Consider the following 24544-nt stretch of genomic DNA (forward strand, 5'->3'; position numbering starts at 1 on the left):
GGGGCGGCCGCGCGTTTTCGGTGAGCCGACTTGCTCTGTGCCGCGGTGATCATGGCCATAGCCATCGTTCCAAAGAGGCAGGCAGGCGCGCGGCCCGTCATCCTGCGTCAGGGAAGGGCGCCGCCACCCCAGACTCGACTCGCCATTCATCGCATGGCGTTCTATAAGGAACAAAGAGTGAACAATTTATCCTCCGCCATGCAAAACGTCGCCTCGCCAACCTTGTCCGATCTGCGCCGCAGCCTCGCCGAGGCAGCCTTGCGGACGGGGCCGGCTGCGACAGGGAGGGTCGGCTTCGGTGCAGCGGAGATCGACGCGGCCCTGTCCGGCGGCCTCGAACGGGCGGCGCTGCACGAGATCTACGCTGCCGGCGCCGCCGATGTCGCCGCCGCGACGGGCTTCGCGCTCGGGCTCGCGCTGCGCGCGGTGCAAGGGGAAGCTGCAGGGAGCGAAAGGCCGATCCTCTGGGCGCGGCAGGATTTCGTCGATGCCGAGACTGGCCGGCTGCATGCGCCGGGCTTGAACGAGCTCGGGCTCGATCCTGCCCGGCTGCTGCTGGTGCGGGCGCGTGATGCCGAGGGCGTGCTGCGCGCCGGTGCGGAAGGCGCGCGCTGCCCGGCGCTGGGCGCCGTGCTGATCGAGCCCTGGGGCGAGCCGCGCGCCTTCGACCTCACTGCGAGCCGGCGGCTCTCGCTCGCGGCGGAAGGCTCGGGCGTGCCGGTCCTGCTGCTGCGCGTGGCCGCGGCCGAGGCGCCGAGCGCGGCGCGCACCCGCTGGCAGGTGAGGGCGCTCGCCTCGCGGGCGCTGGAGGCCAACGCCCCGGGCGTCCCGGCTTTTGCCTTGAGATTGCTGCGCCAGCGCGGCGGCGCAGCGGAGCGTGAGTGGCGTGTGGAGTGGGACCGTGACCGACGAACTTTCGCGGAACGCAGCCTTTTCGACCGATCGGACAGATTGGCTTCCCGGACAGACCATGCCGCGCCGCTATCTCGCCCTCTGGTTCCCCTATCTGGCGACGGACAGGTTGCAGCGGACGGGTGCGATTCCGGCCTTCGGCGCGTCGGCTGAGAAGCCCCATGTCCTGGTCGAAACGCAGCACAATGCGCTGCGGCTCGTCGATTGCGATCTGCGGGCCGTTCATCTCGGCCTGACCCGCGGCATGACCCTGGCCGATGCCCGCGCGCGCATTCCCGATCTTGTCGCGCTGGAGGCTGAGCCGCAGGCCGACGGCGAATTCCTCGAAGCGCTCGCCGCCTTCTGCGACCGCTTCACCCCGCTGGTCGCGCTCGACGAGCCGCATGGCCTCGTGCTCGACATCACCGGCTGCGCCCATCTCTTCGGGGGCGAGAAGGGGCTCGGCACGCTAGCCGGGCACTCCATGCAGCGCATCGGCCTCAAGCTCAAGGCCGCCATCGCCGGCACGCCCGATGCCGCCCGTGCCTGCGCCCGCCATGGCGATGGCGGCATCGTCCTGCCGGGACAGGAGGAGGCGCAGCTGCGCGCCTTGCCGATCGCCGCGCTGGATACCGACGCCGAGACCGTGATCGCGCTCTCGCGTGCCGGCCTCAAGACGCTGGCCGATCTCGCGGAGAGACCCTCGGAAACGCTCTCGGCCCGCTTCGGCGAGGCGCTGGCGGTGAAGCTCCTGCGCATCCTCGGACGCGAGGACCGGCGCATCACGCCGCTGCGCCCGCCGCCCGATTGCGTGGTCGAGCGCCATTTCGCCGAGCCTTTCGCCGATACGGCGAGCCTCGAGGCGGTGGTCGTCCGGCTGATCGGGGAGGCCGCCCGCGTGCTGGAGGCGCGGGGTGAAGGCGGACGCGTCTTCGAGATCGGCTTCTTCCGCAGCGACGGCGCGGTCCGTCGCCTTGCCATCGAGACCGGCCGGCCTTCGCGCGATGCCAAGGCGCTGCTCAGGCTCTATCGCGAGCGCATCGAGGCGCTGGCCGATCCGCTCGATCCCGGCTTCGGCTTCGATGCGATCAAGCTCGCCGTGCCGGTCTGTGAGCCGCTGGCGGAGCAGCAGCACAGCCTCGACGGCCGCGCCGTCGAGGAGGAGGCGGTGGCCGCGCTCGTCGACCGGCTCGTCACCCGCTTCGGCCGCGACCGCGTGCTGCGCTTCGCGGCACAGGACACGCATCACCCCGTCCGGGCCGCGAAGGCGCTCTCGGCTGCCGCGCCGCTGCCGGAAGTGGCCTGGCCCGAGCCCGAGCCGGAGGAGCCGCCGGCCCGCCCGCTCCAGCTCTTCGAGCCGCCTCAAGCTGTCGAGGCGATCGCGGAGGTGCCCGACGGCCCGCCGATCCGCTTCCGCTGGCGCCGCCTCATCCATGACGTCGCCCGCGCCGAGGGCCCTGAGCGCATCGCTCCCGAATGGTGGCGTGACGGCTCGGACGAGCCGATGCGCGACTATTATCGCGTCGAGGATGCTGAAGGCCGCCGCTTCTGGCTCTACCGGATCGGTTTCTACGAGGCCGGAAACGACCCGCCGCGCTGGTTCCTGCACGGACTCTTCGCATGAATCAGATTGGGAGCCCCTTTGCCGAACCTGTTGCCGCCACGCATTTTTCCTTCCTGCGCGGCGCCTCCCCGGGGCCGCATATGGTGCTGACCGCGCTGCTGCTCGGCTATTCCGGCATCGGCATCGCCGACCGCAATACGGTGGCGGGCGTCGTGCGGGCCTGGGCGGCGCTGAAGCAATTGCGCGAGGACGGCCTGCCGGCGCCCGACAAGATCAGGGAAGGCGGCAGTCCCGGTGAATATTACTGGGCCGAGAACCTCGAATGCTCCGCCCTGCCTTTCACGCCCGCGCAGATGAAGGCGAAGGCGGAGCGCTTCAAGCTCGCGACCGGCACCCGCCTCGTCTTCGCTGACGGCACACCTGATATCGTCGTCTATCCCGCCAACCGCGCCGGCTGGGGAAGGCTCTGCCGCCTGCTCAGCCATGGCAACCTGAAGGACGGCGTGAAGAAGGGCGAATGCCATCTCGTCCTCGACGACCTCCTCAACGATGCCCGCGACCTGCTGCTGACCCTGATGCCCGAGCGCAGCCTCGATGGCCTGCCTGCTCTGCTCGCCAAGCTGGACGATGCTGCGCCCGGCGCTGTCTGGCTCGCCGCCAGCATGCACCGCCGCGGCGACGATCGCCGCCGCCTCGCGCGGCTCAAGGCGATCGCGGCAGCGACCCGCACGCCTCTGATCGCGACCAATGACGCACTCTACGATTCCATCGCGCAGCGCGACCTGCAGGACGTGCTGACCTGCATCCGCGAGGGCACCACCATCGAGCGAGCCGGGCGCCTGCTCGAATCCAATGCCGAGCGCCATCTCAAGTTGCCGCAGGAAATGGCGCGTTTGTTTCGCGATGCGCCCGAGGCCATCGCCGAGACGCAAGCCCTGTTCTCCCGCATTGAGTTCGATCTTGGCCAGCTCAAATACGAATATCCCGACGAGCCGATCCCGCCCGGCTGGAAGGACCAGGATTGGCTCGTGGAACTGGTCCGCCGCTGCTGCCTGATCCGCTATCCCGATGGCGTGCCGGAGAAGGTCGAGAAGCTCTTGGCGAAGGAACTCGATCTGATCGGGAAGCTCGAATACGCCCGCTATTTCCTGACGATCCGCCAGATCGTCGAATTCGCGAACAGTAGAGGCATCCTCTGCCAGGGCCGCGGCTCGGCCGCCAATTCCGCCGTCTGCTACGTGCTCGGCATCACCGCCGTCGACCCGGCCGAGAACGATGTGCTGTTCGAGCGCTTCATCTCCACCGAGCGCAAGGAGCCGCCCGATATCGACGTCGATTTCGAGCACGAGCGGCGCGAGGAGGTGATCCAGTGGATCTACAAGTTCTATGGCCGTGAGCGTGCCGGCATCGCCGCCACCGTGATCCATTACCGGCCACGCAGCGCCATCCGCGAGGCCGGCAAGGTGCTGGGCCTGACCGAGGACGTCACCGCCCGCATCGCCGATACCAATTGGGGCAGCTGGGGCAGCGAGATCGGCGATGCCCGCATCCGTCAGGCCGGGCTCGATCCGACCAATCCGACGATCCGCCGCGCCGTCGATTTCGCCACCCGGTTATTGGGCTATCCGCGCCATCTCTCGCAGCATGTCGGCGGCTTCGTTTTGTCGCGCGGACGGCTCGATGAGACCGTGCCGATCGGCAACGCCGCGATGGACGATCGCACCTTCATCGAATGGGACCGCGACGATATCGACGAACTCGGGCTGATGAAGGTCGATGTGCTCGCCCTGGGCATGCTGACCTGTATTCGCAAGGCGTTCGATCTGATCGCGGCCAACGGCGGAAAATCCTATCAGCTCGCCGATTTCACGGATGGCGACGAGGCGACCTACGACATGCTCTGCGAGGGCAAATCGCTCGGCGTCTTCCAGGTCGAGAGCCGTGCCCAGATGAACATGCTGCCGCGCCTCAGGCCGCGGAAGTTCTATGACCTCGTCATCCAGGTCGCGATCGTCCGCCCCGGACCGATCCAGGGCAACATGGTCCATCCCTATCTGAAGCGGCGGTCGGGTCTCGAGAAGGTGACCTATCCCTCGCCGTCGCCCGAGCATGGACCGGCGAATGAACTCTACGAGGTGTTGAAGAAGACCTTTGGCGTTCCGCTCTTTCAGGAGCAGGCGATGCGCCTCGCCATGGAAGCCGCCAAGTTCACCGAACCTGAGGCGAACGGCCTGCGCAAGGCGATGGCGACCTTCCGCAATGCCGGCACCATCGGCAATTACGAGGCGATGATGGTCGAACGCATGGTGGAACGCGGCTATGAGCGCGATTTCGCCCAGCGTTGCTTCGAGCAGATCAAGGGCTTTGGCAGCTATGGCTTTCCGGAAAGTCACGCCGCCTCCTTCGCCAAGCTGGTCTACATCTCCTCGTTCCTGAAAAAGCACTATCCGGCGGCTTTCGCCGCCGCGCTGCTGAATTCTCAGCCGATGGGCTTCTATGCGCCTGCCCAGATCGTCCGGGAGGCGGAGGAGAATGGCGGCGTCGAGCCGCGCCCGGCCGATGTCAATTCCAGCTTTTTGGACAACAGCTTGGAAGCTGTTTCGGAATCAAGCTCTTATCATGATCGGCCGCAGCAGCCGAGCAAACGGGACCCCTTCGCACTGCGCCTCGGCTTTCGCCAGATCGACGGCTTCAAGGATGAGTGGGGCCAAGCCATCGCGGAGGAGCGGGAAGTGCACGGCCCCTACCGCGATGTCGAGGAGCTGATGCGCCGGGCCGCTCTGCCCGCCCGCGCCATGCGCCTGCTCGCCGATGCCGATGCCTTCCGCTCGCTCGGGCTGGATCGCCGCGAGGCGCTCTGGGCCGTGCGACGCCTGCCGGATGACGCGGCGTTGCCGCTTTTCCAGGCCGCCAGTGCCCGCGAACTGGGGCAGGAGCGGGCGATGGCGCTGCCCGCCATGCCTCTGGCCGAACACATCGTCGCCGATTACCAAACCGTCCGACTCTCGCTGAAGGGGCACCCGATGCAGCTCTTGCGCCCGCGCTTCCGGCGCGAGGGCGTGCTGAGCTGTGCCGAGACCGAGGCGAGGCCCGATGCCGCTTTCGCCCGTACGGCGGGTGTCGTGCTGGTGCGCCAGCGGCCGGGGAACGGCAAGGCGATCTTCGTCACGCTGGAGGACGAGACCGGCATCACCAATGTCGTGATCTGGGCGCGGCTGTTCGAGCGCTTCCGCCGCGAGGTCATGGGCGCAAGGCTGATGCTGGTCGAGGGCAGGGTGCAGAAGAGCGTCGAGGGCGTCGTCCATCTTATGGCCCAGCGCATCACCGACCGTTCGATCGATCTCCTGTCGCTGTCGGACACGCATCGCGCCGAGGTTCCCATGCCCGTGGACGAGCTGAAGAACCCGCCGCTGCCCCGCCACCGCCACCCGCGCAATGTGCGGATCCTGCCGAAATCGCGGGATTTCCATTGAGGCGGTGAGGGCCGCTTTCATCATCCCCGGTCATCCCAGGCGATCGCAGGGAAACCCGGGATCCATGCCTGAAGCTTCGTCGGGAATGTTCCGGCGATGAATCCCGGATCGACGCCGCTCCGCAGCTTGTCCGGGATGAGATGATGCGGAGGCGAGGGCTAGCCTTCTTGGAAGGCTCCGATGGTGTCCGTCAAAACAAACTTCTCCAGCGGCAGTGAAATAAGAAAAAACACGCTATGGCTCGTGAATTGAGCTTTGGGGTCCGCAGGTATAAGTGATTTGTTCGATTTACCGAACGAATGACGCGACGGCATCATGGCGGAAGGCCCCGGTCGGGATCAGGCGGCAACCGAGGAAGCGGCAGGCGACCGCTCTGCCGAAGCACTCGCGCGCCGCGCCGTTGCCTTGAATGCGGCGTTCGGCGCAGCCGAGGTTCCCGAACGCCTCGCCGGCCTCGTCGCGCAAGCTGCCGGTCCCGTGATCTTCACCACCTCCTTCGGCCTCGAAGACCAGGTGCTGACCCATCTCATCGCGACCGCGAGGCTCCCGGTCAGCATCGTCACGCTCGACACCGGCCGCCTTTTCCCGGAGGTCTATGCGCTCTGGCAGGAGACCGAGGAGCGCTATCGCCTCCTGATCCGCCCCTATTATCCGCGCCATGAGGCGGCCGAGCTGTATGTCCGCCAGAACGGCATCAACGGCTTCTACGCCTCGCGCGATGCGCGCAAATCCTGCTGCGACATCCGCAAGGTCGAACCGCTCGGCCGTGCGCTCGCCGGCGCCGATCTCTGGCTGACGGGCCTGCGCGCCGACCAATCGACCGCCCGCGGCGACGTCAGGCTGGCCGAGGCCGATGTGGGGCGGGGCCTCCTCAAGGCGAGCCCGCTGCTCGACTGGACGCGCGAGCGCACGCTCGCCTTTGCCGAGCAGAACGGCGTGCCGATCAACCCGCTGCACGCGCAGGGCTTCGTCTCGATTGGCTGCCAGCCCTGCACCCGCGCCATCCGCCCCGGCGAGCCGGAACGGGCCGGACGCTGGTGGTGGGAGGACGACGCGGCCAAGGAATGCGGCCTGCATCTCGGCCCGGACGGAAAGCTGGAGCGAAGCAAATCCGTGCCGGAGCAGGTGAACGCATGATCCAGCTGAGCCATTTGCAGAAGCTCGAGGCGGAGGCGATCTTCATCATCCGCGAGGTGGTGGCGACCTGCGACAAACCGGTGCTGCTCTATTCGATCGGCAAGGATTCCGCGGTCTTGCTGCATCTCGCCATGAAGGCGTTCTACCCGGCCAAGCCGCCTTTCCCGCTGCTCCATGTCGATACGACCTGGAAGTTCCGCGACATGATCGCCTTCCGCGACGAGACGGCGGCGCGGCTGGGGCTCGACCTGATCGTCCACATTAACCGGGAGGGCGTCGAGGCCGGCATCAACCCCTTCGCCTCGGGCTCGCGCATCCATACCGACGTGATGAAGACGCAAGGGCTGAAGCAGGCGCTCGACCTCCACAAATTCGACGCCGCTTTCGGCGGCGCCCGTCGCGACGAGGAGAAGAGCCGGGCCAAGGAACGCGTCTTTTCGTTGCGCTCCTCCGAGCATCGCTGGGACCCGAAGAACCAGCGCCCCGAGCCCTGGCAGCTGTTCAACACCCGCAAGCACCGGGGCGAGAGCTTTCGCGTGTTTCCGCTCTCCAACTGGACCGAGCGCGACGTCTGGGACTACATCGCGCTGGAGAACATCCCGGTCGTGCCGCTCTATTTCGCGGCGCCGCGCCCGGTTGTCAGGCGCGACGGCGCCTGGATCATGCGCGACGACGAGCGCATGGAGCTGCGCCCCGGCGAGGCAGTCGAAAGCCGGATGGTCCGTTTCCGTACGCTCGGTTGCTACCCGCTGACCGGGGCGGTGGAGAGCGAGGCGGCGAGCCTCACCGACATCATCGCCGAGATGCGCTCCTCCCGCTCCTCCGAGCGGCAGGGGCGCGTCATCGACCATGACGGCTCGGGCTCGATGGAGCAGAAGAAGCAGGAAGGCTATTTCTGATGGGCTTCGCCGTCGCCAGGGAACTGGTCAAAAGGAACCTGGCCAGGAAGAATCCGAAGGCGAAGCCGGCGAACCTGCTCCCCGCCAACGACACGCCGGCTGCCTCCGAAACCGGCCAGCATTCGCTGCTGCGCTTCATCACCTGCGGCTCGGTCGACGACGGCAAGTCGACTCTGATCGGCCGCATGCTCTACGAGGCCGGTGCGGTCTTCGACGACCAGCTCAGCGCGCTCGACAACGATTCCCGCAAGTTCGGCACGCAGGGCACTGCGCTCGATTTCGCGCTCCTGGTCGACGGTCTTGCTGCCGAGCGCGAGCAGGGCATCACCATCGATGTCGCCTATCGCTATTTCGCCACCGACAGGCGCAGCTTCATCGTCGCCGATACGCCCGGTCACGAGCAATACACCCGCAATATGGCGACCGGCGCCTCGACCGCCGATCTCGCCGTCATCCTGGTCGATGCGCGCAAGGGTCTGTTGCCGCAGACGCGCCGCCATTCCTTCATCGTCTCGCTGGTCGGCGTCCGCCATGTCGTGGTCGCGATCAACAAGATGGACCTCGTCGGCTATGACGAGGCTGTCTTCGAAAAGATCGCTGCCGACTATCGCGCCGCGGTTGAGAGCCTCGGCTTCGCCTCCGTCCGCTTCGTCCCGGTCTCGGCCCGCGACGGCGACAACGTCATGGCCCGTTCGGCCGCCATGCCCTGGTATGACGGGCCGGCATTGCTGCCCCTGCTCGAAAGCGTCGCGCTCGATCGTGAGGCTGCGGGCGAGGAGGGGTTCGTCCTGCCGGTGCAGTGGGTCAACCGACCGGATCTCGATTTTCGCGGCTATGCCGGCGCGCCGGTCTCCGGCCGCGCCCGCATCGGCGATCCGGTGGTGGCGCTGCCCTCCGGCCGCGCCAGCCGCATCGCCCGGTTGATCGGCGCTACCGGCGAGGCGAGCCAGATCGCCGCCGGCCAGTCCGCGACCGTGACGCTGGAGGACGACATCGATATCTCCCGCGGCGACGTCATTGCCGCTGCCGGCACGGTGTTGCCGGTCAGCCGCGGCCTCAGGGCACGACTGCTCTGGACCGGCGAGCGGGCCATGCTGGAGGGTGGGCAGTTCCTGGTGAAGCTCGCGACGCAGAGCGCCGGCGCCACGGTCGAGGCCCTGCATCACAGCATCGATATCGAGGGCTTCCAGCCCTTGCCGGCGCACAGCCTGCGGATGAACGGCATCGGCCTTGTGACGCTGCGCCTCGACAGGCCGCTGGTATCGCTGCCCTATGCGCAAAGCCATGAACTCGGCGGCTTCATCCTGATCGACCGCATCAGCAACGAGACCGTCGCCTTCGGCTTCGTCGAGCCGGGCGAGGGCGCGGCCCGGCAGGCGGTGGGCGAGGGCGGGGCGCTGGCCCGGCTGCGGCGCGACGTCGTCCGCATCGTCGGCCGGCGCGGCACGCCGGATCGCAGGGCATGGCTTGCCGCGTTGAGCTGGCGTGTCCTCAGCACGGCGGGGCTGTTCGCGGCGGCCTTCCTGCTTACGGCGAACGCCCCGGCCTCGCTGGCACTGGCCTTCGGCGACATCCTGCTGCGCCCGGGCTTGCGGGCGCTGCACATGCGGCTTTGGCGCAAGGCGCCGAACGGGGCGTTGCAGGACGGCGCGGGGATTTGACGGTTCGCTTCGCGATCAACCTGCCGGAGATGGAAGGGGTTACGCTCCAACCACCGCCGTCGCCTCGATTTCCAGCAGCGCCTCGGGCTCCACCAGCGCTGTCACCGCGACCACAGCCATCGCCGGGAAATGGCGGCCGAAGACCTCGCGATAGGCCGGCCCTATCTCCTTGAGGCTGGTGCGATAGGTCGCGATATCGGTGACGTACCAGGTCAGTCGCACGATATCCTCGACGCGGCCACCGCCGGCCTCGACCACCGCCCTGATATTGAGGAAGGTCTGGCGCAGCTGGCCGACGAAGCCCTGCGCGAAGACGCCTTGCGCATCCCAGCCGACGAGCCCGCCCGTCACCAGCACGCGGCCTTCCGCCACCATGCCGTTGGCATAGCCGCGCGGCTGCGGCCAGCCCTCGGGCAGGATGGCGCGGGATTGCGGAACGTCTGACATGGGTTTTTGCCTCGATCTTGGCCGTTCGGCTCTGGTTGGTCTGAAGGATGAGTGCGTTGTTCGATCAGGCTGCGCCGTCATTGCGAGCGCAGCGAAGCACTCCAGGAGGACGGGGCCGAAGCGTTCAGCCCAGTCCTCTTGGATTGCTTCGTCGCTCCTCGTAATGACGGCCTCCTGGATTCGGTCCGATTGAAAAGAACCTACACCTCGCGCTGCGCCATTTGGCGCAGCGCGAAGCGTTGCAGCTTGCCGGTCGCCGTCTTCGGCAGGGCGTCGACGAAGGCGATCGCGCGCGGGTATTTGTAGGGCGCGATACCGGCCTTCACATGCTCCTGCAGCGCCTTGGCAAGTGCCGTGTCGCCGGCGACGCCCGCGCGCAGCACGACATAGGCCTTCACGATCTGCCCGCGATCGGGGCAAGGGGCGCCGACGACGCCGCACTCCGCCACCGCTTCATGCGTCAGCAGGCAGGCTTCCACTTCCGGCCCGGCGATATTGTAGCCGGCCGAGACGATCATGTCGTCGGATCGGGCCTGGTACCAGAAATAGCCGTCGGCATCGCGCAGATAGGTGTCGCCGGTGATGTTCCAGCCGTCCAGGACGTATCTGGCCTGCCGCTCGTCGGCGAGATAGCGGCAGCCGGTCGGGCCGCGCACGGCGAGGCGTCCGGCGGCGCCGTCCGCGACTTCGTTCCCGTTTTCGTCGACGATCTTCGCCTCGTAGCCCGGTACCGGCAGCCCGGTCGAGCCCGGCCGGATCGCCTCGCGCGGTGCGCCGATGAAGATGTGCAGCATCTCGGTCGCGCCGATGCCGTCCATCAGCGGAATGCGGGTGCGCGCCTGCCAGGCGTCGAAGGTCGCCTTGGGCAGCGCCTCGCCGGCCGAGACGCAGATGCGCAGCGAGGTGATGTCGCGCCCGTCGAGCTTGTCGAGCATGGCGCGGTAGGCGGTCGGCGCGGTGAAGACGACGCTGACCTTGTGGCGCTCGATGGCGTCGACCAGCTCTGCCGGGCCGGCCTTCTCGGGCAGCACCATCGCCGCCCCGATCCGCATCGGGAAGAGCACGAGCCCGCCCAGCCCGAAGGTGAAGGCGAGCGGCGGCGAACCGGTGAAGCGGTCGTCGGGCGAGGCCTTCAGCACGTGGGCGCCGTAGCAATCGCAGATCGCCAGCATGTCCTGGTGGAAATGCATGGTGCCCTTGGGCTCGCCGGTGGTGCCGGAGGTGAAGGCGATCAGGCAGACATCGTCGCGGGCGGTGTCGGCGGCCTCGAAATGCTCATAGCCCGGCTGCGCCATCAGCATTTCGAGCTCGCTGCCGGCTGCACCGAAAGCGACGATGCGGGCAAGCTCCGGCGCCTGCGCTTTCGCCGCCTCCAGCTCGGCGGTGAGGCGATGGTCGCAGAGCGCCAATGCGACCTTCGCCTTGCGCAGCGGATAGGCGAGTTCGCCCGCCCGCAGCATCGGCATGGTCGCGACCGCGATGCCGCCGGCCTTGATGACGGCGAGATAGGCCGCGACCATCATCGGCGTATTGCCGGCGCGCAGCAGCACGCGGTTGCCGCTGACCATGCCGAGATCGCGGGTCAGCGCATTGGCGATGCGGTTCACCTTCTCGGCAAGGTCCGCATAGCTCCAATGCAGATCGGTCGCGATGACCGCGGTGTGCGTCCCACGGCCCTCCGCGAGATGCCTGCCGAGCAATTCGGAGACGCAGTTCAATCGCTCCGGATAGCTCAGCCCTGCCTCTTGCAGCCTCAGATCGGGCCAGCTTTCGCGCGGCGGCAGGTTGTCCCGCGCGAAGCTGTCCTCATGTCCCGATCTCGCGAACGCGGTTGCTGTCATGGCGTTCCCCTGCTCAGAGGCGGATTCACCGATCAGGTCGGTTCGACCTGATCGGTGAATCCGCCTCTAATCGTTGAAGGGAGAACGCGTTATCCGATCAGGTTGCGCAGCAACCTGACCGGCGCGTGCTCCAGCGGCATGTGTCTTGAGCAGGTCGCGCGCGATCACGACCTTCTGGACCTCCGAGGCGCCCTCGTAGATGCGCAGGGCCCTGATCTCCCGGTACAATTCCTCGACCTTGACGCCCCTGGTGACGCCGAGGCCGCCATGGATCTGCACGGCTCGGTCGATCACGCGCTGGGCGTTCTCCGTCGCGACGAGCTTCGCCAGCGCCGCCTCGCGCGTGACACGGGGCGCGCCGCGATCCTTGGTCCAGGCGGCGCGATAGACGAGCAGGGCGGCGGCATCGACCTCTGCCGCGCTGTCGGCGATCGCCGCCTGCGATAGTTGGAGATCACCCAGCGTGCCGCCGAAGAGCTTGCGGCCATTGGCATGGGCCAGCGTCTCGTGCAGCGCGCGCCTTGCGAAGCCGAGCGCGGCGGCGCCGACCGTCGAGCGGAAGATGTCGAGCGTCGCCATCGCGATCTTGAAGCCGTCGCCCGGCCCGCCGATCCGGTTCTCGAGCGGCACGCGGCAGCCGTCGAAGCGCAAGGTCGCCAGCGGATGCGGCGCGATCACCTCGATGCGCTCGGTGATACTGAGGCCGGGCGTATCGGCCTCGACCAGGAAGGCGGAGAGCCCGCGGGCGCCGGGTGCCTCGCCAGTGCGGGCGAAGACGACGTAATGGTCGGCGATGCCGCCATTCGAGATCCAGCTCTTCTCGCCGTCGATGCGGACATGAGTGTCGCCATCCGGCGACGCGGTCGTCGCCATGGCGGCGACGTCGGAGCCCGCTTCCTTCTCCGAGAGGGCGAAGGCGGCGATGCGGACGCCTTCGCAGACCCCGGGCAGGATCCGCGCCTTCAACGTCTCGGAGCCCGCGATTGTGATCGCGCCGCTGCCGAGCCCCTGCATAGCGAAGGCGAAATCGGTGAGGCCGTCACGGCTGCCGAGTATCTCGCGTGCGAGGCAGAGCGTGCGAACATCGAGCGTCGGGTTCAGGCCCCCATAGGTTTCGGGCACGGCGGCGCGCAAGAAGCCGCCTTCGCCGAGCGCCGCGACGCGCGCGCGGCACGCGGCGTCGACATCCGCATGCGGCAGGCCGGCCAGGGTGGCATCGGCCCAGGTTGTGAGCTCCAGGGCGAAGCGGCGGTGCCGGTCCTCGAAGAACGGCCAGTCCAGCGTGTCGCCGAGGATGTCGAGGCCGAGGCGAGGAGCGCTGCCCATCTCAGTTGCCCTCGAAGACCGGTTTCCGTTTCTCGGCGAAGGCGTGGTAGGCGCGGGAAAAGTCCTCGGTCTGCATGCACAAGGCCTGCGCCACGGCTTCCGCCTCGATCGCGCTCTCGACCGACATCGCCCATTCCATCTCGAGCATGCGCTTGGTCATGGCATTGGCGAAGGTCGGCCCGTCCGCCAGTTCGGTTGCGAGCGTCTGCGCCTCGGCGAGCACGGCCTCGGGCGCGCAGAGGCGATTGAGGAACCCCCAGCGCTCGGCCTCCTCGCCCTTGAGTACGCGGCCGGTATAGAGCAGCTCCGCCGCGCGGCCCTGGCCGATGATGCGCGGCAGCATCGCGCAGGCGCCCATGTCGCAGCCGGCAAGCCCGACGCGGTTGAACAGGAAGGCGATCTTGCTGCCGGCGGTGCCGAGCCGGAGGTCGGAAGCCATGGCGATGATCGCGCCGGCCCCGGCGCAGACGCCGTCGATGGCGGCGACGATCGGCTGCGGGCAGGCGCGCATCGCCTTGACCAGCTCGCCCGTCATCCGGGTGAACTTGAGCAGATCCCTGGTCTCCATCGCGACCAGCGGGCCGATGATCTCGAAGACGTCGCCGCCTGAGGAGAAATTGCCGCCGGCGCCGGTCACGACGATCGCCTTGATCGCCTCCTCCTTCTGCGCGGCGAGGAAGAAATCCGTGAGTTCGCGGTAGCTTGCGAAGGTCAGCGGATTCTTTTTCTCAGGCCGGTTGAGCGTCACCGTCGCGACCTTGCCGGTGACCGAAAGGCTGAAATGCCCGGGCGCGAAGCCGGCCAGCGGCAGGGGCGTGGGATTGGCGGTCTGGCCCATCAGGCGTCTCCCTTGGCCGCCTCGCCGGCGTCCTTCGTCCGGCCGGCGATGGCGCGATGCAGCGAGGTCTTGGTCGTTCCGAGCAGCCGGAAGAGCTGCCCGATCTCAGGCTGGTCGAGCCCGGCGAAGAGCTCGGCGATCCAGGTCTCGTGCCGCTCGGCCATGGCGCGGAAGGCCTTGCGGCCCTGCGCCGTCAAGGTGAGGATCTGGACGCGCCGGTCCTGCGGGGCCGGGCGCTTGTCGACGAGCCCGTCCGCCACGAGCCCGGCGACGACGGCGGTAACGTTGCCGTTCGAGACCATCAGCCGCTGCGAGACCTCGCCGACGGTCATGCCGACCGCGGTCTTGTCGAGCTGGGCCATCAGGTCGAAGCGCGGTAGCGTCGTCTTGAACTCCTCGCGCAGCCGGTTGCGGATCTCGGTCTCGATCAGGGTCGAGCAGGTCAGCAGCCTGAGCCAGAGGCGCAATTCGTCCTTGTGGTCGCCGGGGCGTTCGCTCGCCTTGGTCTCGCGGTCGAGCATCAGGGCGGAGGAGGGCATCTCCATCTCAGAACTCCCCGCCATTGATCAGGAGCGACTGGCCGGTGACGGCATCGCTGCCCGGCCCGCAGAGGTAGAGCACGGCGGCCGCAACCTCCTCCGGCGCGATCAGCCGTCCCTGCGGATTGTCCTTGAGCATCGCCGCCAGCGCATCCTCGCGGCTCTTGCCGGTCTTGGCCGCGACGTTGTCGACGCTGGCGGTCGCCATGTCGGTGTCGGCATAGCCGGGGCAGACGGCGTTGACGGTGACGCCGGAGCGCGCGGTCTCCAGCGCCAGCGATTTCACCAGCCCGACCACGGCATGCTTCGCCGCCGTATAGGCGCTGACATAGGGATAGCCGCGGTGCCCGGCCGTCGAGGCGACGGCGATCAGCCGGCCGCGACGGCGCTCCAGCATCGCGGGCAGGGCGGCATGGAACAGGTTGACGGTGCCGATCAGGTTGATCTCGACCATGCGGCGGAAGCGTTCGCCGTCGCTGCGCATGAACGGGCCGGTCTCGACCGCGCCGGCGTTGGCGACCGCGATGTCGAAGGCATGCCCGCCGGAGAGGCGGCCGAGCGCGGCGGAGACCGAGGCCGCGTCGCGCACGTCGCAGGCGGCGAAATCGGCGGCGGCTCCGGCGGCGACGGCGTCGCGCAGGGTGGTCTCTTCGCGCCCCAGGATGCTGACCCGCGCTCCGGCCAGCGTCAGCGCGGTGGCGATGGCGCGGCCGATGCCGCGTCCTCCTCCCGTCACCAGCGCGCGTTGTCCCTGCAGAGCCATGCCGTTCTCTCCTTCTGGAAATATATTTTAAGTCTCAATCAATTTGCAAGCCGATCGATGTTTGAGTGCGGCCGGTAGGAGCCTATTCATGTCACGAAAAGGTGATGGCATCGGCGGCTTCGGCCATGATTGCCCATATTCTCGCGCGATCACGAAGGCTCTTGAGCGGATAACAATTTCAGGCTTAAAATAATTTCCGGCCGATCCGGCCGACTCCGGGGAGGAGGCGTCGATGCGTATCGCAGTCGTGGGCGGCGGGCCGGCGGGGCTCTATTTCGCGCTGCTGATGAAGCGCGACTGGCCGGAGCTCACGGTCGATGTCTTCGAGCGCAACCAGGCCGACGACACGTTCGGCTTCGGCGTCGTCTTCTCCGACCAGACGCTCGACACTTTCAAGGCGGCGGACGCGCAGAGCTATGCCGCGATCCGCGACAACTTCGCCTATTGGGACGACATCGAGATCCACTTCAAGGACACGGTCCATCGCGTACCCGGCAACGGCTTCTGCGGCTGTTCGCGCCGCTCGCTCCTGATGCTGGTGCAGGCGAGGGCGCGCGAGCTCGGCGTCGGCCTGCATTTCGGCGTCGATATCGCCGAGGCCGAGACGCTGAGGCGCGATTACGACCTCGTCGTCGCCGCCGACGGCATCAATAGCCGCATCCGCGAGAACTGGCGCGAACGCTTCCAGCCGGAAACCGATCTGCGCCCCAACAAATTCGCCTGGATGGGCTCGACCCATCCCTTCGACGCCTTCACCTTCTTCTTCAAGGAGACGGAGCACGGGCTCTTCATCGCCCATTGCTACCAGTACGAGGCCGGGCGCTCGACCTGGGTGCTGGAGACCGACCCCGAGACCTTCGAGAGGGCGGGCCTGGGTGCGATGGACGAGGCGCAGTCGGCCGCCTTCCTCGAAGGCGTCTTCGCCGAGGAGTTGCAAGGCCACCGGCTCATCACCAACCGCTCGCTCTGGCGCAATTTCCCGATGATCCGCTGCCGCAACTGGGTGGTGGAGAATGTCGTGCTGATCGGCGACGCCAAGGCGACAGCGCATTTCTCGATCGGCTCCGGCACCAAGCTCGCGATGGAGGATGCCATCGCGCTGCACAGGGCGATGGGGCAGGCGAAGCTCGATGTCGCCGCGGGCCTCAAGCTGTTCGAGACGCAGCGGCGCGAGGAGGTCGAGAAGACCCAGCACGCGGCCGATGTCTCGCTGGTCTGGTTCGAGGAGCTCAGGCGCTTCTGGGATTTCGAGCCGCTGCGCTTCGCCTTCGGGCTGATGACCCGGTCCAAGGCCATCACCTACGACAATCTGGCGCTGCGTGCTCCGGAGATGGTCGCGGCCGTCGACAGGCTCGTCGCCGATGGTCTCGGGGATCTGGCGAAGCGGCGCAGGGATGGTTCGCCCGTCCCGCCGGCCTTCCAGCCCTTCAAGCTGCGTGGGATGCGGGTGGAGAACCGCATGACGGTCTCGCCGATGTGCCAGTACTCCGCGCAGGACGGTCTGCCGACCGACTGGCACCTGATGCATTACGGCTCGCGCGCCGTCGGCGGGCCGGGGCTGATCTTCACCGAGATGACCTGCGTCGCGCCGGATGCGCGCATCACCCCCGGCTGCACCGGCCTCTGGAACGACGCGCAGGAAGCTGCCTGGAAGCGCATCGTCGACTTCGTCCATGCTCATTCGGCGGCGAAGATCTGCCTCCAGCTCGGCCATGCCGGGCGCAAGGGCGCGACGAAGCTGATGTGGGAGGGGATGGACCGGCCGCTGCGGGACGGCGCCTGGCCGGTCGTCTCGGCCTCGCCCTTGCCCTATTATCCTGAGAGCCAGGTGCCGCGCGAGATGACGCGCATCGACATGGACCGCGTGACGACCGAATTCGTCGCCGCGGCCGAACGCGGCGAGCGCGCCGGCTTCGACATGCTCGAGCTGCATTGCGCCCATGGTTACCTGCTGGCGAGCTTCCTCTCGCCGCTGACCAACAGGCGCACGGACGAATATGGCGGCTCGGTCGAGAACCGGCTGCGCTTTCCGCTCGAGGTCTTCCGGGCGCTGCGCGAGATCTGGCCGTGTGAGAAGCCGATGTCGGTGCGCATCTCGGCGACGGACTGGGCCGAAGGCGGCCTATCGGCGGCGGATTCCGTCGCCATCGCCGAGGCCTTCGCTGTGGAGGGCTGCGACCTCGTCGATGTCTCGACCGGCCAGACCGCGACGGAGTCGCGACCCATCTATGGCCGCATGTTCCAGACGCCGTTCTCGGACCGCATCCGCAACGAGGCCGAGGTCGCGACCATGTGCGTCGGCAACATCACGACGGCCGATCAGGCCAACACCATCGTCGCCGCCGGCCGCGCCGATCTCGTCGCGCTCGGGCGGCCGCATCTGGCGGACCCGTCCTTCGTGCTGCGCGCAGCGGCCTGGTACGGCGTCGATGTCGCCCAGCCGGTGCAGTATCAGCCCGGCAAGGATCAGCTCATGCGTAACACGCCGCGCGAGCGCGAGGAGCTGCAGGAGCTGAAGCTCAAGGCCAAGCCCAGCCGCCACGCCCCGGTGGCCTGATCTCTCGGCTCCTCGGCAGGGCGGCCGCCGCGCCGCTCTCCGTCATTGCGAGCGCAGTGAAGCAATGACGGGGGAACGGTGTGCTACTTCCCGGTCGGCGCGCGCCCCGAGGGCGAGACGTCGGGAATGGTCGGCGCGGTGGCCGGGCGTTCGGCAAAGGGGTTGGCCGAGGGCGGGTTGCGGCGCAGCCGGAAGGCGAGATAGGCGGCCGCGGCGGCCGAGAGCAGGCCGAGATAGGCGAGCAGCCCGTTCGGCCCCACCGCCTGCATGAAGGCGGTCGAGACCAGCGGGCCGATGGCCGAGCCCGTCGCCCAGAGGAACAGCAGTTGCGCCGAGAGTCCGAGCGCCCGCTCGCGGCCGAGCCGGAAATAGGCGTGCGCCACGGCGACCGTGTAGATCGGCATCGCGCCCGCGCCGATCAGCGCGAACAGGCCGAACAGCCAGAACCGGGTATGGGGCACGGCGAACCAGAGCACGGCACCCAGCGCCAGCGAGCAGAGCACCACCGAAAGCGTGGCGCTGAGCATGATGATGCGGCTCTCGACACGGTCCGCCAGCAGGCCGAGCGGCCATTGCAGCACCAGCGCGCCGATCTGGATGCCGGCGGTGAGCAGGATCGCCCAGGCCTGGTCGAGCCCGATCAGGATGCCGTAGGCCGGTGCGACATTGGTGAGCGCTCCGCCCATCAGCCCGACATAGAGGCAGCCGATGACGGAGGCCGGCGCATATTGCCAGATCGTGTTGAGCCGGACCGAGACGACCTCGCCCGATTCCGGCCCCTTGGCCTTCGTCATGCCGACCGGGATCAGCGCGATCGAGAAGGTGGCGCTGGCGATCAGGAAGATGTCGTGCGACTGCAGCGAGACATAGCCGACGCCGATCTGCGAGCCGATCAGCGCGAGGCGGTTCAGGATCTGGTAGAAGCCGAAGATGCGTCCGCGCTGGCCGGCCTTGGCCTGGCCGCTGATCCAGCTCTCGATGCAGATGGCGTGGCCGGCGCCGGCGAAGCCCATGCCCAGCCGCGAGATGCCCCAGAGGTCGAGCGGCGTCATGGCGAAGCTCAGAGTCAGCACGGCTTGCAGCGCCGCGAAGACCGCGAAGGCGCGGATATGTCCGACGCGGCGGATGAAGGCCGGGATGACGAAGCAGCCGGCCAGGAAGCCGACCGAATAGGCGGAGCCGACGAGGCCGATCAGCAGAGGGGCCTTCTGCTCCAGCGCCATCTTCAGCGGCACGACGGTGTTCACGATCGTGGAGGCGATCTGCAGGATCAGCGCGCCGCTGACGATGGCGCCCAATGCCGCGACGGAGCTCGTCCTCGGCTCGGCTGCTTGGCTCACGGCGCTCCCGCCCTCCTGCGCAGCCGCCAGCGAGGCTTGCTGTCCTTGGGAGGGTAATCCCTGAGGCTGCGATCCGTCCGACATATCCGATTCGAGAGCCGATGTGGGAGGGAGGGCCGGCATGTCAGCCTTGTCCGGAAAGATGAGCCAAACCCGGCCCTAGGGCAAAATTGCGCCGTCCCTGCGGCGTGAGCCGGCCATGATGACGCCGCCTTTGCATGGCCTTGCAGGGCCGCGCCGGCCGGAGGCTGCCGCGGCCGTGAACCGATGAAAATTATCGATCCGGTTCACCGGCGATTAACCAACCAGGCGCCTTATCGAGTCAGAACGAAGTTTGGGTTCTCCCGGCATGCTCGGTCATTTCGCGACGCGCGTCGCGCCTCCCTCCCGCGGGGCGCGAAGGGCGAAGCCGTGTCCGCCGCCGGGCGTGGCGTAAGCGTATCGAGAGTGCGGCGTATGACCTATGCGACCTATGTGCGGGAAGGTGGCGTGCCCTATGTGCGGTCGCGCCGCCGTCGTCGGCCGTTCGCCAAGGCCGTCCTGATCCTCGCCGCTTTGAGCGGCGGCGCCCTGTCCGGATTCTGGTTGCTGGGGCAGGGCGCGCCCGGGCCCGACGCGGGCAACGCTCCGGTCGCCGGTGCCCGCAAGGCGCCCGCCAGCCGCGTCGCGTCGCAGGCCGCCCCGGCCTATAGCGGCCTGCTCGACCCGGCGCTGTCCGGGGGGAGGCCGGATTCCTTCAGCCGAAATGCTCCGGTCCGTTCCGCCTTCCAGCCGGCGCCCGCTTCCGTCTCCCCATCCGCCGTCGCGGTCGCCGCTCCCGACGCCGAGCCCGCCTTGCCCCTGCCGCCGCAGCCGCCGGTCACCCTGGCGGAGAAGGGCACGCCGATGCCGGTGCCGCGCCCCACGGACCTGCTGCCCAAGGCGGAGCCGCCGCAGCCGCGGGTGGCGCAGCCGACGGCGCCGCGCCGCAACCGCACCGCCGCGGCATCCGCGCCGACGCCGGAGGACAACCGCAACTTCTTCGAAAAGATCTTCGGCGTGCAGAAGCAGCAGCCCGCCGGCACCGCGCTCGCCTATGCCGCGCCGCAGGACGACGTCATCGACCGCGGCCGCATCAACCGTCTCAGCCCGTCCGCCGGCACCCCGCCCCGCACCGCCGAGGCCGGCACGGCGATCTACGACATCGCCGCGAAGATGGTCTACATGCCGAACGGCGAACGGCTCGAGGCGCATTCCGGCCTCGGCGAGATGATGGACGATGTGCGCTACGCCCATGTCCGAATGAAGGGCGTCACGCCGCCTCACACCTATACGCTGACCGAGCGCGAGGCGTTGTTCCATGGCGTGCGCGCCATTCGCCTCAACCCGGTCGGCGGCAGTGGCGCCATCCATGGGCGCACCGGCCTGCTGGCCCACACCTATCTGCTCGGCCCGCGTGGCGACTCGAACGGTTGCATCTCGTTCAAGGACTATGATCGCTTCCTGCAGGCCTTCCTGCGAGGCGAGGTGAAGCGCATCGTGGTGGTCGCAGGAAACGCCTGACCTCCGGCCTGCGCGCCCGCCGCCAATGCCCCTAAAGCGCTTTTCGCTCAGGCGGGATCGCCGGGGGCGTCATCGCGAGGAGCAAAGCGACGAAGCAATCCAGAGAGACTGGGCTGAACGTTTCACCCAATTCTCCTGGATTGCTTCGCTTCGCTCGCAATGACGATCCAGCCTGATCCGACAGCGATCTAGTAGGACGGGTGGCTGAAGCTTGCGACCCGCGCATCCTTCATCAGGTTGAGGAAGTCGGCACCGCTGACATGCACCAATGTCCGGTGGTCGCCGCCTTCGAAATAGACTTCCTGGGCGTCGCCGAGGCTCTCGTCGAGGATCACGGGCACGTCATAGGCCGATCCGACCGGCGGAACGGCGCCGATGTCGCAATCGGAGAACAGCGAGCCGATCTCGTCCTCGGAGGCGAGGCCGAGCCGCTTCGCCATCACATCCTGCAGACGTGAAAGCTCGATCCGGTGCGTGCTCGGCACGACGGCAAGCACATAGCCGGTCTCGTGATGAACGACGACCGACTTGGCCAGCTTCCTGCCGGGAATATGGGCCGCCTGCGCCGTCTGGCCACTGGTGGCCGTGCGATTATGGGCGACGGTGTCATAGGCGATGCCTCGGCCGTCGATATAGCTCTGGAGCTTCTTGGCGATGGTCATGATAGGCGCCCCTCTCTTGCGTGGTGACGCATCAGAGCGGGTATCCTCCTCCCATCCCGGGTGAAGTCAACGGTGGAGCGGGGCGGCGCTCAAGGGGCTCGCGCGACAGCCTCTGCCGTCATGGTCGGGCCTGTCCCGACCATCCACGTCTTCGCCGGATCAAGCTTGTGTTCGAGACGTGGATGCTCGGCACAAGGTCGAGCATGATGGCGGAGCCCCGTCGTTGCTTCGCTTGTCCCGCGCAGTGATGCGCTCAGCCGCTCGCCGCCTTGGCCTTGCTCTTGGCCGGTGCCTTCTCCGCCTTTTCGCCCGTCGCCTTCTTGGCGGGGGCCTTTTTCGCGGGAGCCTTCTTCGCCGGAGCCTTGGCCTTCGCCGCACCGGCGGCCTTGGCCTTGCCCTTGGCGCCGCCCTTCGCTTCCGCCTTGGCGTTCACCAGCTCGATCGCCTGTTCCAGCGTGATGCTCTCCGGCGCCATCGCCTTCGGCAGCGTCGCGAAGATCTTGCCCCAGGCGACATAGGGGCCGTAGCGCCCGGCCTTGACCTCGAGTGCGCCGCCGTCAGGGTGGTCGCCGAGCGCCCGGCCCGGCGTCGCCGCCGCCCGGCCGCCACGCCCGCCGCCGCTTTCCTTGGCGACGATCAGGTCGATGGCGCGGTTGGCGCCGAGTTCGAGCACGTCGTCGTCCTTGTCGATATTGGCGTAGACCTTGCCGTGCTGGACGTAGGGCCCATAGCGGCCGATGCCGACCAGGATAGGCTCGCCCGACTCGGGATGCTTCGCCACCTCGCGCGGCAGGGAGAGCAGCGCCAGCGCCTTCTCCAGCGTCACGCTTGCCGGGCTCATGCCCTTGGGCAGGCTGGAGCGCTTCGGCTTCTCGCCCTCGCCGAGCTGGATATAGGGGCCGAAGCGGCCATCGCGCAGCGTCACTTCGAGATTGGTCACCGGGTCGGTGCCGAGGATGCGCACGCCCGGCGTGCCCTGGCCGCCCTCGGCGCTAGCCTCGCCCTCGGCCGCAGGGACGGAGAGGGGGCGCGTATAGCGGCACTCGGGATAGTTCGAGCAGCCGACGAAGGCGCCGAACTTGCCGAGCTTCAGCGAGAGCTGGCCGTTGCCGCAATTCGGGCAGACGCGCGGATCTGAGCCGTCGGCCTTCGGCGGGAAGATATAGTCGCCCAGGATGCCGTTCAGGGCCTCCAGGACGTCGCCGACGCGCAAATCCTTGGTCTCGCCGATCGAGGCGGTGAATTCCTCCCAGAACTGGCGCAGCAGCGCCTTCCAGTCGATCTCGGCATTCGAGACGCGGTCGAGATTCTCTTCCAGGTTCGCGGTGAAATCGAACTCGACATAGCGTCCGAAGAAGCTCTCGAGGAACGCCGTCACCAGCATGCCCTTGTCCTCGGGCACGAGGCGCTTCTTCTCGATGCGGACATATTCGCGGTCGCGCAGGGTCGAGAGCGTCGCCGCATAGGTCGAGGGCCGGCCGATGCCGAGCTCTTCCATGCGCTTGACCAGGCTCGCTTCCGAGAATCGCGGCGGCGGCTCGGTGAAGTGCTGGTCGGCGGCAATGGCCCGCTTCTCCAGCTTGTCGCCGGCCTTCATCGCCGGCAGCTTCTTGGAGTCCTCGTCCTCCTCGTCGTCGCGGCTCTCCTGGTAGAGCGTCAGGAAGCCGTCGAAGAGCACGACCTGTCCGGAAGCGCGCAGATCGAGATGGCGGGCACCGACCTTGGCGGCGATGTCGACCGTGGTGCGCTCCATCTCGGCCGATTCCATCTGGCTCGCGATGGTGCGCTTCCAGATCAGCTCGTAGAGCTTCGCCTGCTCGGGCTCGAGATGGCGCGCGACCATCGCCGGCAGCCGGCCGAGATCGGTCGGGCGGATGGCTTCGTGGGCCTCCTGCGCGTTTTTGGCCTTGACCGTGTATTTGCGCGGCGCGTTCGGCACGTATTTCTCGCCGAATTCCTTGCCGATGACGCGGCGAGCGGCGGCGATGGCCGAGCCGTCCATGTCGACGCCGTCGGTTCGCATATAGGTGATCAGGCCGACCGTCTCGCCGCCGATGTCGACGCCTTCATAGAGGCGCTGGGCAAGCTGCATCGTCCGGGCCGGGGCGAGGCCAAGCTTGCGCGAGGCCTCCTGCTGCAGCGTCGAGGTCTGGAAGGGCGGCTGCGGATGGCGCTTGACCGGCTTGGCTTCGACCTCGGCCACGGTGAAGAGGGCGCTTTCCAGCGCCTCCTTGAAGGCCTTGGCCTCAGCTTCGTTGCCGATGTCGAGCCGCGCGATCTTCTTGCCGTCGGCGCCGACGAGCCGCGCCTCGAAGGTCTGGCCGGATTCGGTCGCGAGCGTCGCGACAAGCGACCAGTATTCGCGGGCCCGGAAGGCCTCGATCTCGCGCTCGCGGTCGCAGACCAGGCGCAGCGCCACGGACTGCACGCGGCCGGCCGAGCGGGCGCCGGGGAGCTTGCGCCACAGCACCGGCGAGAGGGTGAAGCCGACGAGATAGTCGAGGGCGCGGCGCGCCAGATAGGCGTCGACCAGCGCCTGGTCGATCGCGCGCGGATTGGCCAGCGCCTTCTGCACGGCGTCCTTGGTGACGGCGTTGAAGGTGACGCGCTCGACCGGGATGCCCTTCAGCACCTTCTTCTGGTTGAGCGCCTCCAGCACATGCCAGGAGATGGCCTCGCCCTCGCGATCCGGGTCGGTGGCGAGGATGAGCTTCTCGGCGCCCTTCACGGCGCGCGCGATCTCGGAGACCTGCTTGGCGCCGCGGCCTTCGATCTCCCATTTCATGGCGAAGTCGTTGTCGGGCTCGACAGAGCCGTCCTTGGCCGGCAGGTCGCGGATATGCCCGAACGAGGCGATGACCTCGTAGTCGGAGCCGAGATATTTGTTGATCGTCTTGGCCTTGGCCGGCGACTCGACGACGAGGAGCTTCATGATTTCTAGGTCTCGATGACAGCCTTGATCAGAGCGTGGAGCCGGCCCGTGACGGGCGGTTCCACGACCGGCGAGGCTCCGGCGTTTCGGAATTGCGCGCGAAAGTGGTTCAGCGGACGGGCCGTGTCAAAC

17 protein-coding genes are annotated in these 24544 nt (G+C 67.9%); 8 read left to right on the top strand and 9 right to left on the bottom strand.

All coding sequences use genetic code 11. From position 1 onward, the window contains the following. The first annotated feature begins 177 nt into the window (after nucleotides 1-177). From B5Y19_RS18830 to B5Y19_RS18855, 6 genes are all read left to right on the top strand, one after another. Complete coding sequence (locus B5Y19_RS18830) at nucleotides 178-1065, top strand: ImuA family protein (RefSeq protein WP_210190120.1); 888 nt, start codon at nucleotides 178-180, stop codon at nucleotides 1063-1065. Further along, nucleotides 971-2515, top strand: coding sequence for a Y-family DNA polymerase (locus B5Y19_RS18835; protein ID WP_079591919.1), 1545 nt, complete (start codon nucleotides 971-973; stop codon nucleotides 2513-2515). Before B5Y19_RS18830 ends, B5Y19_RS18835 begins: the two co-directional genes overlap by 95 nt. After that, on the top strand, nucleotides 2512-5928 hold the full coding sequence (locus B5Y19_RS18840) for an error-prone DNA polymerase (protein ID WP_079591920.1): 3417 nt from the start codon (nucleotides 2512-2514) through the stop codon (nucleotides 5926-5928). Before B5Y19_RS18835 ends, B5Y19_RS18840 begins: the two co-directional genes overlap by 4 nt. 405 nt (nucleotides 5929-6333) lie before the next feature. Beyond that, a complete protein-coding gene (locus B5Y19_RS18845; RefSeq protein ID WP_055726497.1) occupies nucleotides 6334-7065 on the top strand; it encodes a phosphoadenylyl-sulfate reductase in 732 nt (243 codons plus the stop codon). Further along, nucleotides 7062-7964 carry a sulfate adenylyltransferase subunit CysD gene (gene cysD, locus B5Y19_RS18850; protein ID WP_055726462.1) on the top strand — a complete coding sequence of 301 codons (903 nt, stop codon included), beginning with the start codon at nucleotides 7062-7064 and terminating at the stop codon, nucleotides 7962-7964. The genes B5Y19_RS18845 and cysD overlap by 4 nt, the downstream gene beginning before the upstream one ends. Continuing rightward, nucleotides 7964-9625, top strand: a complete 1662-nt coding sequence (locus B5Y19_RS18855) for a GTP-binding protein (protein WP_055726463.1) — start codon at nucleotides 7964-7966, stop codon at nucleotides 9623-9625. The genes cysD and B5Y19_RS18855 overlap by 1 nt, the downstream gene beginning before the upstream one ends. A 39-nt stretch (nucleotides 9626-9664) precedes the next feature. On the opposite strand, the gene B5Y19_RS18860 is transcribed toward B5Y19_RS18855, so the two are convergent. From B5Y19_RS18860 to B5Y19_RS18885, 6 genes are all read right to left on the bottom strand, one after another. Then, nucleotides 9665-10072: a RidA family protein gene (locus tag B5Y19_RS18860; RefSeq protein ID WP_055726464.1), complete on the bottom strand. Its 408-nt coding sequence runs from the start codon at nucleotides 10070-10072 to the stop codon at nucleotides 9665-9667. Nucleotides 10073-10272: 200 nt separating this feature from the next. Beyond that, nucleotides 10273-11913, bottom strand: coding sequence for a benzoate-CoA ligase family protein (locus tag B5Y19_RS18865; protein WP_055726465.1), 1641 nt, complete (start codon nucleotides 11911-11913; stop codon nucleotides 10273-10275). A gap of 66 nt (nucleotides 11914-11979) precedes the next feature. Beyond that, entirely contained in the window at nucleotides 11980-13239 is a 1260-nt protein-coding gene (locus B5Y19_RS18870; RefSeq protein ID WP_055726466.1) for an acyl-CoA dehydrogenase family protein, read from the bottom strand. 1 nt (nucleotide 13240) lies between these two features. After that, nucleotides 13241-14077: an enoyl-CoA hydratase family protein gene (locus tag B5Y19_RS18875; RefSeq protein ID WP_055726467.1), complete on the bottom strand. Its 837-nt coding sequence runs from the start codon at nucleotides 14075-14077 to the stop codon at nucleotides 13241-13243. Beyond that, nucleotides 14077-14616 carry a MarR family winged helix-turn-helix transcriptional regulator gene (locus B5Y19_RS18880; protein WP_055726498.1) on the bottom strand — a complete coding sequence of 180 codons (540 nt, stop codon included), beginning with the start codon at nucleotides 14614-14616 and terminating at the stop codon, nucleotides 14077-14079. The genes B5Y19_RS18875 and B5Y19_RS18880 overlap by 1 nt, the downstream gene beginning before the upstream one ends. A 7-nt stretch (nucleotides 14617-14623) precedes the next feature. Next, nucleotides 14624-15379, bottom strand: coding sequence for an SDR family NAD(P)-dependent oxidoreductase (locus tag B5Y19_RS18885; RefSeq protein WP_055726468.1), 756 nt, complete (start codon nucleotides 15377-15379; stop codon nucleotides 14624-14626). A 232-nt stretch (nucleotides 15380-15611) separates the two neighbouring features. On the opposite strand from B5Y19_RS18885, the gene B5Y19_RS18890 reads away from it, so the two are divergent. Next, complete coding sequence (locus tag B5Y19_RS18890) at nucleotides 15612-17936, top strand: bifunctional salicylyl-CoA 5-hydroxylase/oxidoreductase (RefSeq protein WP_055726469.1); 2325 nt, start codon at nucleotides 15612-15614, stop codon at nucleotides 17934-17936. Nucleotides 17937-18019: 83 nt separating this feature from the next. Here B5Y19_RS18890 and B5Y19_RS18895 read toward each other — a convergent pair whose 3' ends face one another. Continuing rightward, the gene (locus B5Y19_RS18895; protein ID WP_176168661.1) at nucleotides 18020-19276 is read right to left on the bottom strand and encodes an MFS transporter; all 1257 of its coding nucleotides are present in this window, start codon (nucleotides 19274-19276) and stop codon (nucleotides 18020-18022) included. Between the two features lie 456 nt (nucleotides 19277-19732). Here B5Y19_RS18895 and B5Y19_RS18900 point away from each other — a divergent pair, with 456 nt between their 5' ends. Continuing rightward, a complete protein-coding gene (locus B5Y19_RS18900; protein WP_079591924.1) occupies nucleotides 19733-20818 on the top strand; it encodes a tlde1 domain-containing protein in 1086 nt (361 codons plus the stop codon). A gap of 188 nt (nucleotides 20819-21006) precedes the next feature. Here the strand turns inward: B5Y19_RS18900 and B5Y19_RS18905 are convergent, their stop codons facing one another. Together B5Y19_RS18905 and topA are read right to left on the bottom strand one after the other, a co-directional pair. Continuing rightward, nucleotides 21007-21480 (bottom strand): aminoacyl-tRNA deacylase, encoded by a 474-nt coding sequence (locus tag B5Y19_RS18905; RefSeq protein ID WP_055729324.1) that lies wholly within the window; start codon nucleotides 21478-21480, stop codon nucleotides 21007-21009. Nucleotides 21481-21733: 253 nt separating this feature from the next. Beyond that, nucleotides 21734-24412 (bottom strand): type I DNA topoisomerase, encoded by a 2679-nt coding sequence (gene topA, locus B5Y19_RS18910; RefSeq protein ID WP_055729325.1) that lies wholly within the window; start codon nucleotides 24410-24412, stop codon nucleotides 21734-21736. Nucleotides 24413-24544 lie beyond the last annotated feature (132 nt).

It is taken from the genome of Allobosea thiooxidans, from assembly GCF_900168195.1.
Taxonomy (GTDB): Bacteria; Pseudomonadota; Alphaproteobacteria; order Rhizobiales; family Beijerinckiaceae; genus Allobosea; species Allobosea thiooxidans.